Source organism: Pseudomonas sp. Irchel 3F6 (genome assembly GCF_900187595.1).
GTDB classification, from domain to species: Bacteria; Pseudomonadota; Gammaproteobacteria; order Pseudomonadales; family Pseudomonadaceae; genus Aquipseudomonas; species Aquipseudomonas siliginis.
Window position 1 is genome coordinate 1 of the sequence record NZ_FYDP01000009.1, and the last position, 13,520, is coordinate 13,520.

Here is a 13,520-nt window from a genome sequence, read left to right on the forward strand (position 1 = left end):
TGTCAAGTGATTATTTTCAGAAGTTTTCGAAGAATTCTTCAACAACTTCAACCACTTGCGCTTCCGATCTCTCGTTAGCGGGAGGCGAATTCTACAGCGTTAATCGCTGCTGTCAACACCTCTTTTTCTCCGCTTTCGACCGAGAAGATCGAACCGTTAAAAGAGCTACACATCACTGCTCTTTCAACTCCTTCCAGGCTTCGATGATCTGAAGCAACCCGCTGTCGAAAACCGCATAACTCTTTGAATCTCAAGGAGTTTTCCGTTTCGACTGCGCCGGAAGTGGGGCGAATTATAGACCTCTGGAATCTGCCGTCAACCGTTAATTTCGCTTTTCTTTCAAATCAGCAAAAACGCTTTCTATATATAGACGCGCCCCCATCCAATGCGCAGTATATTGCCCACTACCACAACAATACTGTGTTTTTGCCTTGGATGCTGCCGCGCAATGAATGATCAACCTCGCTCCCTTGCTTCCACATTGTTTCCGGTTTGCCTGCTCATGATAGCCATGGCGTCCATCCAGTCGGGCGCTTCTCTGGCCAAAAGCATGTTCCCCATTATCGGCGCACAAGGAACAACCACTCTTCGCCTGATCTTTGCCAGCGTGATCATGCTGCTGATACTGCGCCCATGGCGTGCAAAGCTGACCGCCAAGTCTCTTCGTACCGTGATCGTCTACGGAATGGCATTGGGTGGAATGAACTTCCTCTTCTATATGTCGCTGCGCACAGTGCCGCTGGGCATCGCCGTTGCGTTGGAATTCACCGGCCCATTGGCTGTAGCTATATATGCCTCCCGCCGCGCCATCGATTTTGTCTGGATCGCGCTCGCTGCAGCCGGTTTGCTTCTATTGATACCCACCGGCGCTACCACTGCCGGCATTGATCTGGTCGGAGCGGGCTATGCGCTCGGCGCCGGGGTTTGCTGGGCGCTGTACATTTTGTTCGGGCAAAAGGCCGGCGCCGACAACGGGGTGACGACGGCAGCCCTCGGCGTAATGATCGCCGCGCTGTTCGTGGCGCCGATCGGAATCGTTCATGCCGGTGCTGCGCTGCTTACACCATCGTTGATTCCAGTCGCTATCGGCGTTGCCATTCTGTCGACCGCCCTGCCCTATACCCTGGAGATGGTCGCGCTGACGCGTATGCCCGCGCGCACCTTCGGCACGCTCATGAGTATCGAGCCGGCCTTCGGCGCGCTGTCAGGCCTGCTTTTTCTCCAGGAATACCTTTCATTGTCACAATGGCTGGCCATCCTGTGCATTATTCTGGCTTCAGTGGGCGCAACCAAGACCATGGGTAGCGGAGCAAAGCCTGCTGTCGCGGCTGACTGAAGCGTAGCGAAAGTGGCTCTGGTAATTGGCGCTCATTTAGGCCATGTTTAGCTGCGTAACCCATCGCCAGGCATGGATTTTTTCGCAAAGGACGGCACCACGCTGCAAACGCGAGCGAATACAGGCAGACCCGAGCACCAGACTCGCGGCCGCTATTAAGGATGGTAATGAAACGAATTTTGCTAATGATCGCCCTGCTGGCGATCGCGAGTTGCGCGGCGACTTCGGAAACCCAGGTCAAACGCGGCAAGAAGGGACTGCACATCAACTGTTCCGGTCTTTCATCCTCATGGGACAAGTGCTACACCAGCGCAGCCAACTCCTGCGCCCCCAAGGGTTACAAGGTGATCGCCAAATCCGGGGATGTCGTCGAGGAACCTGGCGATTATCCGTTCGGCCTGAACCCCGCCGGTTATACCAGCCGCAGCATGATCGTCATCTGCAAATAACTACTCGGCTCGCGGCAAAGCGAGCTGACGTGTAATTTCCTCGTGACTCGAGCGCAACACCGTACGCTGCACGTCCGGTGCTGCCAGCATCCGCGCAACCACCAATGCGCCCACGCATTGCGACAGCACCGACCAGGCCAGACTCTCGCTTTCCAGTATCTCGGCCCAGCCCTGCTGAAGGCGGCAGATCCATTCTTCAGCCTGCTCACGCACCTGTACATCGGCACGGGCAATCTCCGCGCCCAATGTCGGCAGCGCGCAACCGGACTCTGGTTGCTCGACGTGGGCCATGCTCAGGTACTGCTTCAGACAACGCTCCAGCCGCTGCCGATCTGCACCGCCCTGGCCACCAAGGCGCTCAAGACTTTCACTCAACTCTCGCTCGACGATGGCAGCGAACAACGCATCCTTGGATGCAAAGTGGCTGTAGAACGCGGCGCCACTCAAACCGATGGCTTTCATCAGGCCATCCACGCCCACCGTGGAAAACCCCGATTTCTTTGCCGACAGCGCGCTGCTTTGCAGCAATCGTTCGCGGGTTTCCGATTTGTGTCCGGCCGAATAACGCATGTCATCTCCTGAAGTAGATCGCCTTGACGCTGCCCAAATCCTAGCATAACGTTCGTTAACTAAACGATCGTTAACCCAAAGGGATTCACCCATGAATAACAAGAAGGTCGTGTTGGTTGTCGGTGCCGGTGATGCCACCGGCGGGTCGATTGCCAAGCGCTTTGCCAGTGAGGGGTTTATAGCCTGCGTGACCCGGCGCAGCGCCGACAAATTGCAGCCTCTGGTTGACGCAATCATCGCTGAGGGCGGTGAGGCCCATGGTTTTGCCTGCGATGCGCGCAAGGAAGAAGACGTCATCGCCTTGATCGAAGACATCGAAACCCGCGTCGGCCCGATCGAAGCCTTTGTCTTCAACATCGGCGCCAACGTGCCCTGCAGCATTCTCGAAGAAACCGCGCGCAAATATTTCAAGATCTGGGAGATGGCCTGCTTCTCCGGTTTTCTCAATGCCCGTGAAGTGGCCAAGCGCATGGTCACTCGGCAGCGCGGTACGATTCTGTTCACTGGTGCCACGGCCGGGCTGCGCGGCGCTTCTGGATTTGCCGCTTTCGCTGGAGCCAAACATGGCATCCGCGCACTGGCGCAAAGCATGGCGAGAGAGTTGGGGCCGATGAACATTCATGTCGCCCACGTCGTGGTTGATGGTGCGATTGATACCGACTTCATCCGCAACAGCTTTCCCGAGAAATACGCGACCAAGGATCAGGACGGCATTCTCGATCCAGAGCACATCGCCGAAAACTATTGGTATTTGCACAGTCAGCCACGGGATGCGTGGACCTTTGAGCTGGACCTGCGCCCATGGAACGAACGCTGGTAAGCCCTCCCCCCTCATTACAACAATAAGAGAGCGATTTGATCATGACGAAAACCGTGGAATTCTATTTCGACCTCGGCAGCCCCACCACCTATCTGGCGCACACCCAGCTAGCGAAAATCTGCGCCGATACCCATAGCGAACTGATCTACATCCCGATGCTGTTGGGTGGCGTGTTCAAAGCCACCGGCAACGCTTCGCCGGCAATGATTCCGGCCAAGGGCCGCTACATGTTTCAGGACCTCGATCGCTTCGCCAAACGCTACGGCGTCCAGCTCAGATTCAATCCGCACTTTCCAATCAACACACTGATATTGATGCGTGCCGTCACTGGCATGCAGATGCGCCAGCCGCAGCGTTTCGCCGAATTCGTCGATTGCCTGTTCAGGGCGCTTTGGGTAGAAGGTCGTAACCTCAACGATCCGCAAACCATTGCTGCCGTGCTGACTGAAAACGGCTTCGACCCCCAAGAGATAATCGCGCTGACCAACGATGAATCAGTCAAAGCAGCACTCAAGGAAAACACCGAAGCCGCCATCAGGCGCGGCGTTTTCGGTGCCCCCAGCATGTTTATCGGCGATCAGTTGTTCTTCGGTCAGGATCGACTCGACTTCGTGGAAGAGGCATTGCGCCAGGACTGAAGCCAAGCCCCAAGGCATCGCGAGCGGTGCCTTGGGTAAATCGATCAAATGGCCACAGTGCGCTCGTTCAACCAGCTCAACGCCGCGCCATCCAGCAATGGACTCAGTCGCTCACGCACTTCGCGGTGGTAGTCGTTCAGCCACTGCTTTTCTTCGTGGGTCAGCAGGTCAGCAATCAGGCAGCGGGTATCGATCGGGCACAGCGTCAGGGTTTCGAACTTGAGGAAGTCGCCGAATTCGCTGCTGCCGGCCTCACGGTTCATCGCCAGGTTCTCGATGCGCACACCCCAGCGGCCCGGACGATAGGTGCCGGGTTCGATCGAGGTGATCATCCCCGGCTGCATTGCCGTTTGCGGTGCCGGTGCCGCCTGATAAGCAATTACCTGCGGACCTTCGTGAACGTTGAGGAAATAGCCCACGCCGTGACCGGTGCCGTGGCCGTAGTCGACGTTGTCAGCCCAGATCGGCGCACGAGCGATGGCGTCGAGCAGCGGCGACAGAATGCCTTTAGGGAAACGTGCCCGCGACAAGGCAATCACGCCTTTCAGCACGCGCGTGCAATCCTGTTTCTGCTCCTGAGTCGGCGTACCCACCGGGACCATCCGCGTGATGTCTGTGGTACCGCCGTGGTATTGACCACCGGAATCGATGAGCAACAGACCATCGCCCTCGATCAACGCATGCTCCTCTTCGGTAGCGTGATAGTGCGGCATCGCGCCATTGGCGTTGAACGCGGCAATCGTGTTGAAGCTCAGCGAAACGTAATCGGGACGACGTTCACGGGCAGCGGTAAGTTTCTCGTCGATGGTCAGTTCGGTGATGCGCTCGCGCCCCCACGCCGATTCCAGCCAGGCAAAGAATTCGCACAACGCTGCGCCATCCTGCTCCATGGCTTTACGGATGTGCTGCGCGTCGGCTTCGCTTTTCTGCGACTTGGCCAGCGTGGTCGGGTTGAGGCCTTCGACCAGTTTCACGCCACTGTCCAGGTTATCCAGCAACCCCGTGGTCACTCGCGCCGGATCGACCAGCAGGCTCGCGTCACTCGGCACAGCACGCAACGCATCGGCCACTTCGCTGTAGTCACGCAGCGTCACGCCATCCTGCTCCAGTACGGCGCGCAGATCGGCATCGACCTTGCTCAGCGCCACGAACAGCGTGGCCTGTTGCTGATTGATCAAGGCGAACGAAACAAACACCGGATTGAACGAGACATCCCCACCACGCAGGTTGAACAGCCAGGCAATGTCATCCAGGGTGGCGATGAAATGCCAATCGGCGCCACGCTCTTGCAAGGTTTCGCGCAATTTCGCGAGTTTCTCGCCACGGCTGACGGTCGCTTGCGGCGGCAGATGCTGATAGATCGGCGCGTTCGGCAGGCTCGGGCGATCACGCCAGACTTCCTCCAACAGGTCGGTATCGGTGCGCAGGCGAGCGCCGCGTACTTCAAGTTTGCTGCTCAGCGTGCGCGCCGAAGCCACCGCCATTACCGCACCATCCACGGCAACCACGCCGCCCTCGGGGGTTTGCTCGGCCAGCCAGTCCAGCGGGCTCGGTTGCCCCGGTTGCAGCTTGACCAGTTCGATGCCGCTGCCGTTGAGCTCTTTGGTCGCCTGTTCCCAGTAACGACTGTCGGCCCACACGCCGGCGAAATCCGCAGTGACGATCAGCGTACCGACCGAACCGTGGAAACCCGACAGCCATTGCCGGCCCTGCCAGTAACCCGGCAGGTATTCCGAAAGATGCGGGTCGGCGGACGGCACCAGCAGCGCATGGATGCCTTCGCGGCGCATCAGTTCACGGGTATGCGCCAGGCGCTGAGGCACCGATCCTTCGGTCAAGGTGTGGGAACTCATCATGTCTCCTGCTAATCGCGTCATCGTTATTGTTCGTAGCCTTCGCGGCCATGGAAAGCGTCTGCTGTTTAGAGCCCTGCCGCCCAGAATGCCGGGGCACTGGCACAGGCGGTGGTGATCAGGTCAACGGCCTTGTCGACATCCTCAACGCTGGTAAACCGCCCGAGGCTCAAGCGAATGGTGCGCCCCGCCAGCCGCGCATCATGCCCGAGCGCGAGCAGCACGTGGGACGGCGCATTACTTGCGGAATTACACGCCGACGTCGCGGAAAACGCGATCGAATTGCTCAATGCGGCGCTGTTGAACTCGCCCTCGCTGAAGGTCAGGCTCAGGGTATGCGGAATACGTTGGGAGGCACTGCCATTGAGGCGCACGCCGGGTAGAGTCATCAAGCGTGCGAGCAAGCGTTCGCGCAAAGCAATAATCGTGTTCTTCTCTTCAACGAACGCGTCGGCGGCCAGCGCGAATGCGGCGCCCATACCGGCAATCTGATGAGTCGCCAGGGTTCCGGAGCGCAGGCCACCTTCATGACCGCCACCGTGGATCTGTGCCTGCAAGCGTTGCTGCGCCTGCGGGCCGACATACAAGGCGCCGATGCCCTTGGGGCCGTAGAGTTTGTGTGCGGAAAACGACATCAGATCCACCGGCCAGCGGCTCAGATCGATCGCGACTTTGCCCGCGCCTTGCGCCGCATCCACATGAAACAACGCCTGCCGACTGCGCACCACTTCGCCAATCGCCTCGACATCGTTGACCGTACCCAACTCATTGTTGACCAGCATCAGCGAGACCAGAAAGGTGTCGTCACGCATCGCTTCGCTGACCGCTTGCGGCGTGATCAAGCCTTGGGCGTCCGGCACCAGATAGGTCACGGCAATGCCCGAGTCCTGCAATTGCCGCGCGGTGTCGAGAATGGCCTTGTGTTCGATCTGACTGGTAATGATATGGCCGCCGGGAATGCCACGGGCCTGAGCGACGCCTTTGAGGGCGAGGTTGTTGGATTCGGTGGCCCCGGAGGTCCAGACAATCTGCTCAGGCTGCGCGCCGACCAGATCGGCAACTTGCCGACGTGCCTGCTCGACCGTCTGCCGGGCCTGCTGGCCGAAAGCGTGGGAGCTGGACGCCGGGTTACCGAAGTTACCGTGAAAACCCAGACACTCGATCATCACCTGGATGACCCGCTCATCCACCGGGGTGGTGGCGGCGTAATCGAAATACAACGGACGTGTGTTCATAAAGGACTCGCAGAGCGTGTTCCGGGATCAGGAGGCTCGTGTCTGCAAACGACAATGCACAGCCTCGTGAGCTGTGCATGGGTTCGAGAGCGTCATCAATACCTGATCGGATGCCGTTAAAGAAGTAGGGCTTCATTTAAAAGTGCGTAGGAACGCTCCTGAAACCGAGCTTAACAGGCATCGGGCCGGCGATTGAAGCAATGCGTCAGTGAAAGCTTTCCAGAAGTAACGGATACAGCGAGATCACCAACAGCGCCGCCATGCCCCAATTGAACACGCGCAACCAGCGCGGATCTTTCAGCACATTGCGCAACAGCGTGCCGCACGCCGCCCACAGGCCGACACTGGGCAGATTGATGATGGCGAACACCGCCGCGATGATCACGACGTTATAGAAATAACCCTGCATCGGCGTGTACGTGCTGATAGCACCGATTGCCATGATCCACGCTTTGGGATTGACCCACTGGAACGCTGCAGCGCCCAGATAGCTGATCGGTTTCGCCTCGCCGTGGGCACTGTCGCCGACCGGGCCGGAGTGGGCGATTTTCCACGCCAGATACAACAAATACGCCGCGCCGACATAACGCAGCACCGTATACAGAATCGGATAGGCCTGAAACACCGCGCCAAGGCCGAAGCCCACCGCTACCACCAATAGAAAGAAGCCGCAGCTGATGCCGAGCATGTGTGGAATGGTGCGGTTGAAACCGAAATTCACTCCGGACGCGAGCAACATGGTGTTGTTCGGCCCCGGTGTGATCGAGGTGACAAGGGCAAACAGGGCAAAGGCCAACAGCAGATCAAGCGAGAGGTTCATCGAGGCAGTCCATCCAGGGTCATTCAGCTGTTGACCCTATCCCACACGGCCCGGCAAACCCACGGACAGTTAGGGAAAACTTCAAGCAGTACAGTTTGCTTTCAGCTTGGACGACCGTGCAGCTGTATGGCACGCTCGGCGCTCATCTCACCCTGTTGGTCGAAGCCAAAAGTCTTCTGCGGCTGACCGAGCAATTGGGCTTTTTTCGCGTGGTATTCGTCGAACGACAAGCCGCTGCGGTTCAGCGCTTCCAGCGCCAGTTCGCGGGATTCTTCAGCGGTGTAAGGGCGCAGCTCGGGCGAAACATGGCCGGCACAACCGGCGAGTACGGAAACAGCGAGCATCAGCGAAACAGTCAGTAAACGGTTCATGGGAGCGTCCTGGCGAGCAATGTGGGGTCGATGGAGAAAGGCTACGCCCGGGCACGCTCGCGCAGAAATCAACGCTCTCAATAGTGGCTATCAGCTTTGCGCTAATACTGGCTGACCGGCAAACGGCAGTGCAGCGCGTCGTCGTGGCTGCGGGCGATACTGCTGTGCACCTGGAACGAATTGAAGGTCACGGTTTTCGCCCGATGGGTGCGGATCAATTGCCAGAAATCCTCCTCGCCGCTTTCGAAACTGCGAAACGCCGCCTCCCCCGCTTCGCGGCTCTGCCATTGCAAAAAGCTCAGCACGCGGCGGCCGTCGTCGCTGGCCTGCACGCTGGCGCTGAGAAACCCGTCGTATCGCTGGGCCAGCCCCTCGGTCTGCGTCGCCAATGCCGAGACCAGCGCTGCTTGCTGGCGGGGTTCGATTTCGAATTCGATCAATTGGGTAAAGCTGCGATTGGTCATGGAAAGCCCCCACTCATCTTGAAGCGAGCCTTGCGACCCGAAGAGCTGCAGGGTAAAACCTCTAGTTAAGTCAAGGTCAAGAGCATTTTCAGCATGATCAGCAAGGAGCAGGTGCACAAGCCTCTCACCGTGGGCGAGGTTGCGGCGCGCAGTGGCGTCGCAGTCACGGCGCTGCACTTTTATGAAGCCAAAGGTTTGATCAAGAGTGAACGCAATGCCGGCAACCAGCGCCGCTATCCGCGCGCCGTCCTGCGCCGGGTGGCGTTGATCAAAGTTGCGCAACGGCTGGGGATACCGCTGGCGGAAATCGGCGAAGCGCTGAAGATCCTGCCGCAGGATCGCGCGCCGTCGGCGGCGGACTGGAAAATGCTGTCTGAACAATGGCAGCGCGAGCTCGATGAACGGATCAGGCAACTTACGCTGATGCGCGATCAGCTCACCGGGTGCATCGGCTGCGGCTGTCTGTCCATGGAGGCGTGTCCGTTACGCAATAAAGGCGACATGCTCGGTGACCGAGGGCCAGGCCCGCACTTTCGCGATGAGTGATGACGCTGCTCGTCGGCGAACAATTTGCGCAGCAAGGACGGTTCTATAGTGATTGCTCCGGGTAAATCCGGTGTAACCACATCTGTTGAAAACAAAAACAGGGAGAACGTCATGAGCGTCAAACCCATTCCCGAGGGGTATCACAGCATTACCCCGTATCTCGGCATCCAACAGGCCGCCGAGGCCATCGAGTTCTACAAGAAAGCCTTCAATGCCAGCGAAGTCATGCGCCTGACCATGCCCGACGGCAATATCGGCCACGCCGAACTGCGTATCGGCGACAGCGCGATCATGCTCGGCACGCCCTGCGACCAAGGGCCGTTGAGCAATCCACAGCAGGCGGTGTCGATCGGCTTGCACCTGTATGTCACCGATGTCGACCAGTCCTTTCAACAAGCGCTGGATGCCGGCGCGCAAAGCGTCTCCGAGGTCAAAGACCAGTTTTACGGTGACCGCAGCGGTACCTTGAGAGATCCGTTCGGCCATCTGTGGTTTCTCGCCACGCACAAGGAGGATCTGAGCGAAGAGCAGATTCGCCAGCGGGCGATGGAGATGTTCAGCCAAGGCTGAGGGCTTTTTGCCTCGGATCGACCGGCAAAAATGCACTGCCGATGTAATTGCGAAACATTTACTTTCATATCCGCTTTCGGGATTTTCTTCGCTCATCCGTCTTATAGGAATGCAGGCCGTTCGCGTAGGCAAAAGCCACGAACGGCCTCCCGGGGAGTTCCGTGCTGCGAAGCCCGTAGCCCGGCCCCTTCCACCGCAATCAAGACGCGCAATCATGTCGAAGAAATCCCGTTCCAAACTGTGGTTCCTGGTGCATAGCTGGCTGGCGTTGCCGATCTGGTTCTTTGTGTTGATCGTCTGTGTCACCGGCACGCTGGCGGTGGTCAGCCAGGAGATTGTCTGGCTGGCCAACCCGCAAATGCGCGCCAGTCAGCCGTCGGACGACGCGCCGCGACTGAGCTACGACCAGATTCTCGCCGCGATCAAACAGGCCGAGCCGCAAACCCTGGTGCAGAGCATCAATCGTCCGGACGAGTCGCACTTTGCCCTCGACGTCGAAGTCAGCTACCCCGACGGGCGCTCGTTGACGGTCTATGTCAATCCGTACACCGGGGTCATCCAGGGCACCGCGCCGGCCTTTGATTTCAAAGCGTTCACCCGCGCCCTGCATGGCTGGTGGCTGGTGCCGTTCACCAATGGCTACAGCTGGGGCTGGTATCTGGTGTCGCTGCTCGGCGTGCCGATGCTGGTGTCGCTGATTACCGGGCTGGTGGTGTACAAGCGCTTCTGGAAAGGTTTCCTGCGCCCGACCCTGCGCGTGCGCCACGGCGCGCGGATTTTCTGGGGCGACTTTCATCGCCTGTGCGGCATCTGGTCGATCTGGTTCATCGCGGTGATTTCCATCACCGGCATCTGGTTCCTGATCAAGGCGATCCTGTTCGATAACCAGATTTCCATTTCCAGCGAACCGATCATTCCGGCGATGTCCCGCGAAAGTGTGCCGATCTCGGCCACCGGCACCCCGCCGCCGCGTATCAGCCTGGACCGCGCCATCGAAATCGCCCAGCAGAAGATTCCGGGGCTGGAAGCCAGCTACGTCAACCTGCCGGGCAATGCCTACTCGCACATGAGCGTCAGCGGCCGTGGCTGGTATCCGCTGATGTACCAGACCGCAACACTCAACCCGTACAACGGCGAAATGGCCTCCTCACGGTTGCTGTCCGATCGCTCCTCGCTGGAATTCGTCACCGAATCCATGCGCCCGCTGCACACCGGCGACTTCGGCGGCATCTGGATCAAACTGATCTGGTTCTTCTTCGGTCTGTTGCTGAGCATGATGATCCTCAGCGGCCTGCTGATCTGGACCAAGCGCACCGCGTTGGCCACCGCCAATGCGCTTAAACGCGAGGACAAGAAAAACCGCGTCACCGCCCAACCGGCGCTGCGCCGTGAACCTTCGGAGGCCAGCCTGTGAACAAAGCCATCTCGGTCACACCGCCCTCGCGCCTGTCGCGTTTCTGGCACAAGTGGCGTTTCCACATCAATGTCCTGCTGTTGCTGATCCCGCTGGGCTTCATGCCGAAATACTTTGCCGATGCCTCGCTGTTTCGCGGCGACAGTGGCCTGGGCCAACGGGAAATAGGCACCGTTCAGGTCGGCCCGTGGAGCCTGCGCCTGGCCGAACTGCGCGACGAGGCGCCGCACCTTAGCGGTCCGGCCGGCTATATGAAGGATTTCACTGCCGCCGTTTGTGATACCTGCGTCGAACAGGTCAAGGCCACTTACCTGCGCATTGGCAAACCGCGCAGTCTGCGCGCCGCTGGCACGATCTTCTTCGGCACCCCGTACCGCATGGGCACGCAAATGCCGATCCCGGCAAAGACCAAACCTGACGCCGAGCTGTGGATCACCATGGAAGGCTGGGACGGCAGCATGCACCAAGCCGCGATTCCCCTGAGCCAAGCCTCCCCCGCCACGGTTGCGTGGCTGAACAAACAAGGAGCCAAACCATGACTCGCTCACCCCTTCAGACCCGTTTGCTCGCCAGCGCCGCGCTGCTGCTGAGCGCCGGTTTCAGCGCCAGCGCCCTGGCGCACAACCCGATGTGCGAATGCAAAGCCATCGATGCCGAACAGATCAAATGCACCGGCGGTTTCTCCGACGGCAGCGGCGCGCCGGGGGTGACCCTCGACGTGATCGGCTACGACGAAACCATTCTGGTGCCGGGCAAACTCGGTGATGACTCGACGCTGACGTTCAAGAAGCCCGGCAGTGAGTTCTATGTGCTGTTCGATGCCGGCCCAGGCCACGTTGTGGAAATCGACCAGGCGGATATCGAAGCCCCATGAGTAGCCCGACGACGCAAGTGGTACGCCCGGCCGGCGCCGGCCATGAAACCCTCAACGTGCTGCTGTTGTGCCTGCTGATCCTCGCGGTCGCCGGCTCGGTGGTGGCGTGGCGCGGGGTTTCCCATGAACCGGAGCCCGTCGCCAGCAACCAGTACGACGCTCGCCGCGATCTCAGTGCCGCCGAGCAAGGCATTTATGCCGACCTGCGGGTAACCCTCGACGAAATCCGTTTGCTGCGCGAAGAGCAACAAGCCCTGCCGACGCCACAAATGCTGGCCGACGAAGGTTTCGCGCCGTTCGCGCAGGATGCCAGTTCGGTCAGCCGTGGCGGTCACGCATGGCAGATGCTCGCCGACCGGGCCTATTTCGGCCGTAGTGCGACGCCTGATGTCGCCGGCTCATTTCTGCTGCGTGTCGGCACTGACGCCAACGCGTCGCCGGACATCTGGCTGAACCGCAGCGCCGATTCCGCACCTGCTGAGGACCTGTCAGACGCCGCGCTGTCCGCCGCTGGCTGGAAACAGATCGTCGCGCAATTCGATGCCGGGGTTACCCGCGAACATCGCCATTGATTCCTCGCCTTTATCCGAGAGAAGACTGCTTGCCCATGTCCATTTCATCTCCTCGCCGTCCATTGTTACGCCTGTTTCTGCTTGGCCTGTGCGCCTGCCTGCTGAGCCCGTTGGCCAGCGCCGAGCAAGGCAAACGCCTGCGTATCGGCATCACTCTGCATCCGTATTACAGCTACGTCGCCAACATCGTCGGCGACAAGGCCGAAGTGGTGCCGCTGATTCCTGCGGGCTTCAATCCGCACGCCTACGAACCGCGCGCCGAAGACATCAAGCGCATCAGCGGACTGGACGTGATCGTGCTCAACGGCGTCGGCCATGACGACTTCGCCGACCGGATGATCGCCGCCAGCGAAACACCCAACGTCAAAACCATCGAAGCCAACGAAAACGTGCCATTGCTGGCGGCCACCGGTGTCGCTGCGCGCGGCGCTGGCAAAGTGGTCAATCCGCACACGTTCCTGTCGATCAGCGCCTCCATCGCCCAGGTCAACAATATCGCCCGCGAGCTGGGCAAGATCGATCCGGACAACGCCAAGACCTACACGCAAAACGCCCGCGCCTACGGCAAACGCCTGCGGCAGATGCGCGCCGACGCCTTGGCTAAACTGACCCAGGCTCCGAACGCCGAACTGCGCGTGGCCACGGTGCACGCGGCTTACGACTATCTGTTGCGCGAATTCGGTCTGGAAGTGACGGCCGTGGTCGAGCCGGCCCACGGCATCGAGCCAAGCCCGAGTCAGCTGAAAAAGACCATCGACCAGTTGCGTGAACTCGACGTGAAAGTGATCTTCTCGGAGATGGATTTCCCGTCCAGCTACGTCGACACCATCCAGCGTGAATCCGGGGTGAAGCTGTACCCGCTGTCGCACATTTCCTACGGCGAATACACCGCCGACAAGTACGAAAAGGAAATGACCGGCAACCTCAACACCGTGGTTCGGGCGATTCAGGAGTCGGGAGCATGACGTCGAAAGAAACCCTGATCCCT

Annotated in this window: 17 protein-coding genes; 11 read left to right on the plus strand and 6 right to left on the minus strand. The window is 59.5% G+C overall.

Going from position 1 to position 13,520, the window contains the following annotated elements:
* The first annotated feature begins 448 nt into the window (after positions 1-448).
* Both rhtA and CKW30_RS24315 read left to right on the plus strand, forming a co-directional pair.
* The gene (gene rhtA / locus CKW30_RS24310) at positions 449-1,336 is read left to right on the plus strand and encodes a threonine/homoserine exporter RhtA (RefSeq protein WP_095182156.1); all 888 of its coding nucleotides are present in this window, start codon (positions 449-451) and stop codon (positions 1,334-1,336) included.
* Positions 1,337-1,503: 167 nt separating this feature from the next.
* Positions 1,504-1,785, plus strand: coding sequence for a hypothetical protein (locus CKW30_RS24315; protein ID WP_095182157.1), 282 nt, complete (start codon positions 1,504-1,506; stop codon positions 1,783-1,785).
* On the opposite strand, the gene CKW30_RS24320 is transcribed toward CKW30_RS24315, so the two are convergent.
* Positions 1,786-2,355 (minus strand): TetR/AcrR family transcriptional regulator, encoded by a 570-nt coding sequence (locus CKW30_RS24320; RefSeq protein ID WP_095182158.1) that lies wholly within the window; start codon positions 2,353-2,355, stop codon positions 1,786-1,788. It abuts the gene before it with no gap.
* Between the two features lie 91 nt (positions 2,356-2,446).
* Here CKW30_RS24320 and CKW30_RS24325 point away from each other — a divergent pair, with 91 nt between their 5' ends.
* Both CKW30_RS24325 and CKW30_RS24330 read left to right on the plus strand, forming a co-directional pair.
* Positions 2,447-3,175 carry an SDR family oxidoreductase gene (locus CKW30_RS24325; RefSeq protein ID WP_095182159.1) on the plus strand — a complete coding sequence of 243 codons (729 nt, stop codon included), beginning with the start codon at positions 2,447-2,449 and terminating at the stop codon, positions 3,173-3,175.
* A gap of 41 nt (positions 3,176-3,216) precedes the next feature.
* Complete coding sequence (locus CKW30_RS24330; RefSeq protein WP_095182262.1) at positions 3,217-3,813, plus strand: 2-hydroxychromene-2-carboxylate isomerase; 597 nt, start codon at positions 3,217-3,219, stop codon at positions 3,811-3,813.
* A gap of 44 nt (positions 3,814-3,857) precedes the next feature.
* On the opposite strand, the gene CKW30_RS24335 is transcribed toward CKW30_RS24330, so the two are convergent.
* The 5 genes from CKW30_RS24335 to CKW30_RS24355 all read right to left on the minus strand — a co-directional run bounded on the left by CKW30_RS24335 (position 3,858) and on the right by CKW30_RS24355 (position 8,556).
* Positions 3,858-5,666, minus strand: coding sequence for an aminopeptidase P family protein (locus CKW30_RS24335; RefSeq protein ID WP_095182160.1), 1,809 nt, complete (start codon positions 5,664-5,666; stop codon positions 3,858-3,860).
* Positions 5,667-5,734: 68 nt separating this feature from the next.
* On the minus strand, positions 5,735-6,901 hold the full coding sequence (locus CKW30_RS24340) for an aminotransferase class V-fold PLP-dependent enzyme (RefSeq protein ID WP_095182161.1): 1,167 nt from the start codon (positions 6,899-6,901) through the stop codon (positions 5,735-5,737).
* Between the two features lie 205 nt (positions 6,902-7,106).
* Positions 7,107-7,721 (minus strand): LysE family translocator, encoded by a 615-nt coding sequence (locus CKW30_RS24345; RefSeq protein WP_076563682.1) that lies wholly within the window; start codon positions 7,719-7,721, stop codon positions 7,107-7,109.
* 101 nt (positions 7,722-7,822) lie between these two features.
* Positions 7,823-8,092: a hypothetical protein gene (locus CKW30_RS24350; protein WP_016770723.1), complete on the minus strand. Its 270-nt coding sequence runs from the start codon at positions 8,090-8,092 to the stop codon at positions 7,823-7,825.
* 101 nt (positions 8,093-8,193) lie between these two features.
* Entirely contained in the window at positions 8,194-8,556 is a 363-nt protein-coding gene (locus tag CKW30_RS24355; protein WP_095182162.1) for an antibiotic biosynthesis monooxygenase, read from the minus strand.
* A gap of 93 nt (positions 8,557-8,649) precedes the next feature.
* Here CKW30_RS24355 and soxR point away from each other — a divergent pair, with 93 nt between their 5' ends.
* The 7 genes from soxR (at position 8,650) to CKW30_RS24390 (ending at position 13,497) form a co-directional block, all read left to right on the plus strand.
* Positions 8,650-9,102, plus strand: coding sequence for a redox-sensitive transcriptional activator SoxR (gene soxR, locus CKW30_RS24360; protein WP_016770798.1), 453 nt, complete (start codon positions 8,650-8,652; stop codon positions 9,100-9,102).
* 111 nt (positions 9,103-9,213) lie between these two features.
* Positions 9,214-9,672 carry a VOC family protein gene (locus CKW30_RS24365; protein WP_095182163.1) on the plus strand — a complete coding sequence of 153 codons (459 nt, stop codon included), beginning with the start codon at positions 9,214-9,216 and terminating at the stop codon, positions 9,670-9,672.
* A gap of 214 nt (positions 9,673-9,886) precedes the next feature.
* On the plus strand, positions 9,887-11,086 hold the full coding sequence (locus tag CKW30_RS24370) for a PepSY domain-containing protein (RefSeq protein ID WP_095182164.1): 1,200 nt from the start codon (positions 9,887-9,889) through the stop codon (positions 11,084-11,086).
* The gene (locus CKW30_RS24375) at positions 11,083-11,625 is read left to right on the plus strand and encodes a hypothetical protein (RefSeq protein WP_016770801.1); all 543 of its coding nucleotides are present in this window, start codon (positions 11,083-11,085) and stop codon (positions 11,623-11,625) included. Before CKW30_RS24370 ends, CKW30_RS24375 begins: the two co-directional genes overlap by 4 nt.
* The gene (locus CKW30_RS24380) at positions 11,622-11,960 is read left to right on the plus strand and encodes a hypothetical protein (RefSeq protein WP_016770802.1); all 339 of its coding nucleotides are present in this window, start codon (positions 11,622-11,624) and stop codon (positions 11,958-11,960) included. Before CKW30_RS24375 ends, CKW30_RS24380 begins: the two co-directional genes overlap by 4 nt.
* The gene (locus tag CKW30_RS24385; RefSeq protein WP_095182165.1) at positions 11,957-12,532 is read left to right on the plus strand and encodes a DUF6162 family protein; all 576 of its coding nucleotides are present in this window, start codon (positions 11,957-11,959) and stop codon (positions 12,530-12,532) included. The genes CKW30_RS24380 and CKW30_RS24385 overlap by 4 nt, the downstream gene beginning before the upstream one ends.
* 35 nt (positions 12,533-12,567) lie before the next feature.
* Complete coding sequence (locus tag CKW30_RS24390; RefSeq protein ID WP_056788579.1) at positions 12,568-13,497, plus strand: metal ABC transporter substrate-binding protein; 930 nt, start codon at positions 12,568-12,570, stop codon at positions 13,495-13,497.
* The last annotated feature ends 23 nt before the right edge of the window (positions 13,498-13,520 follow it).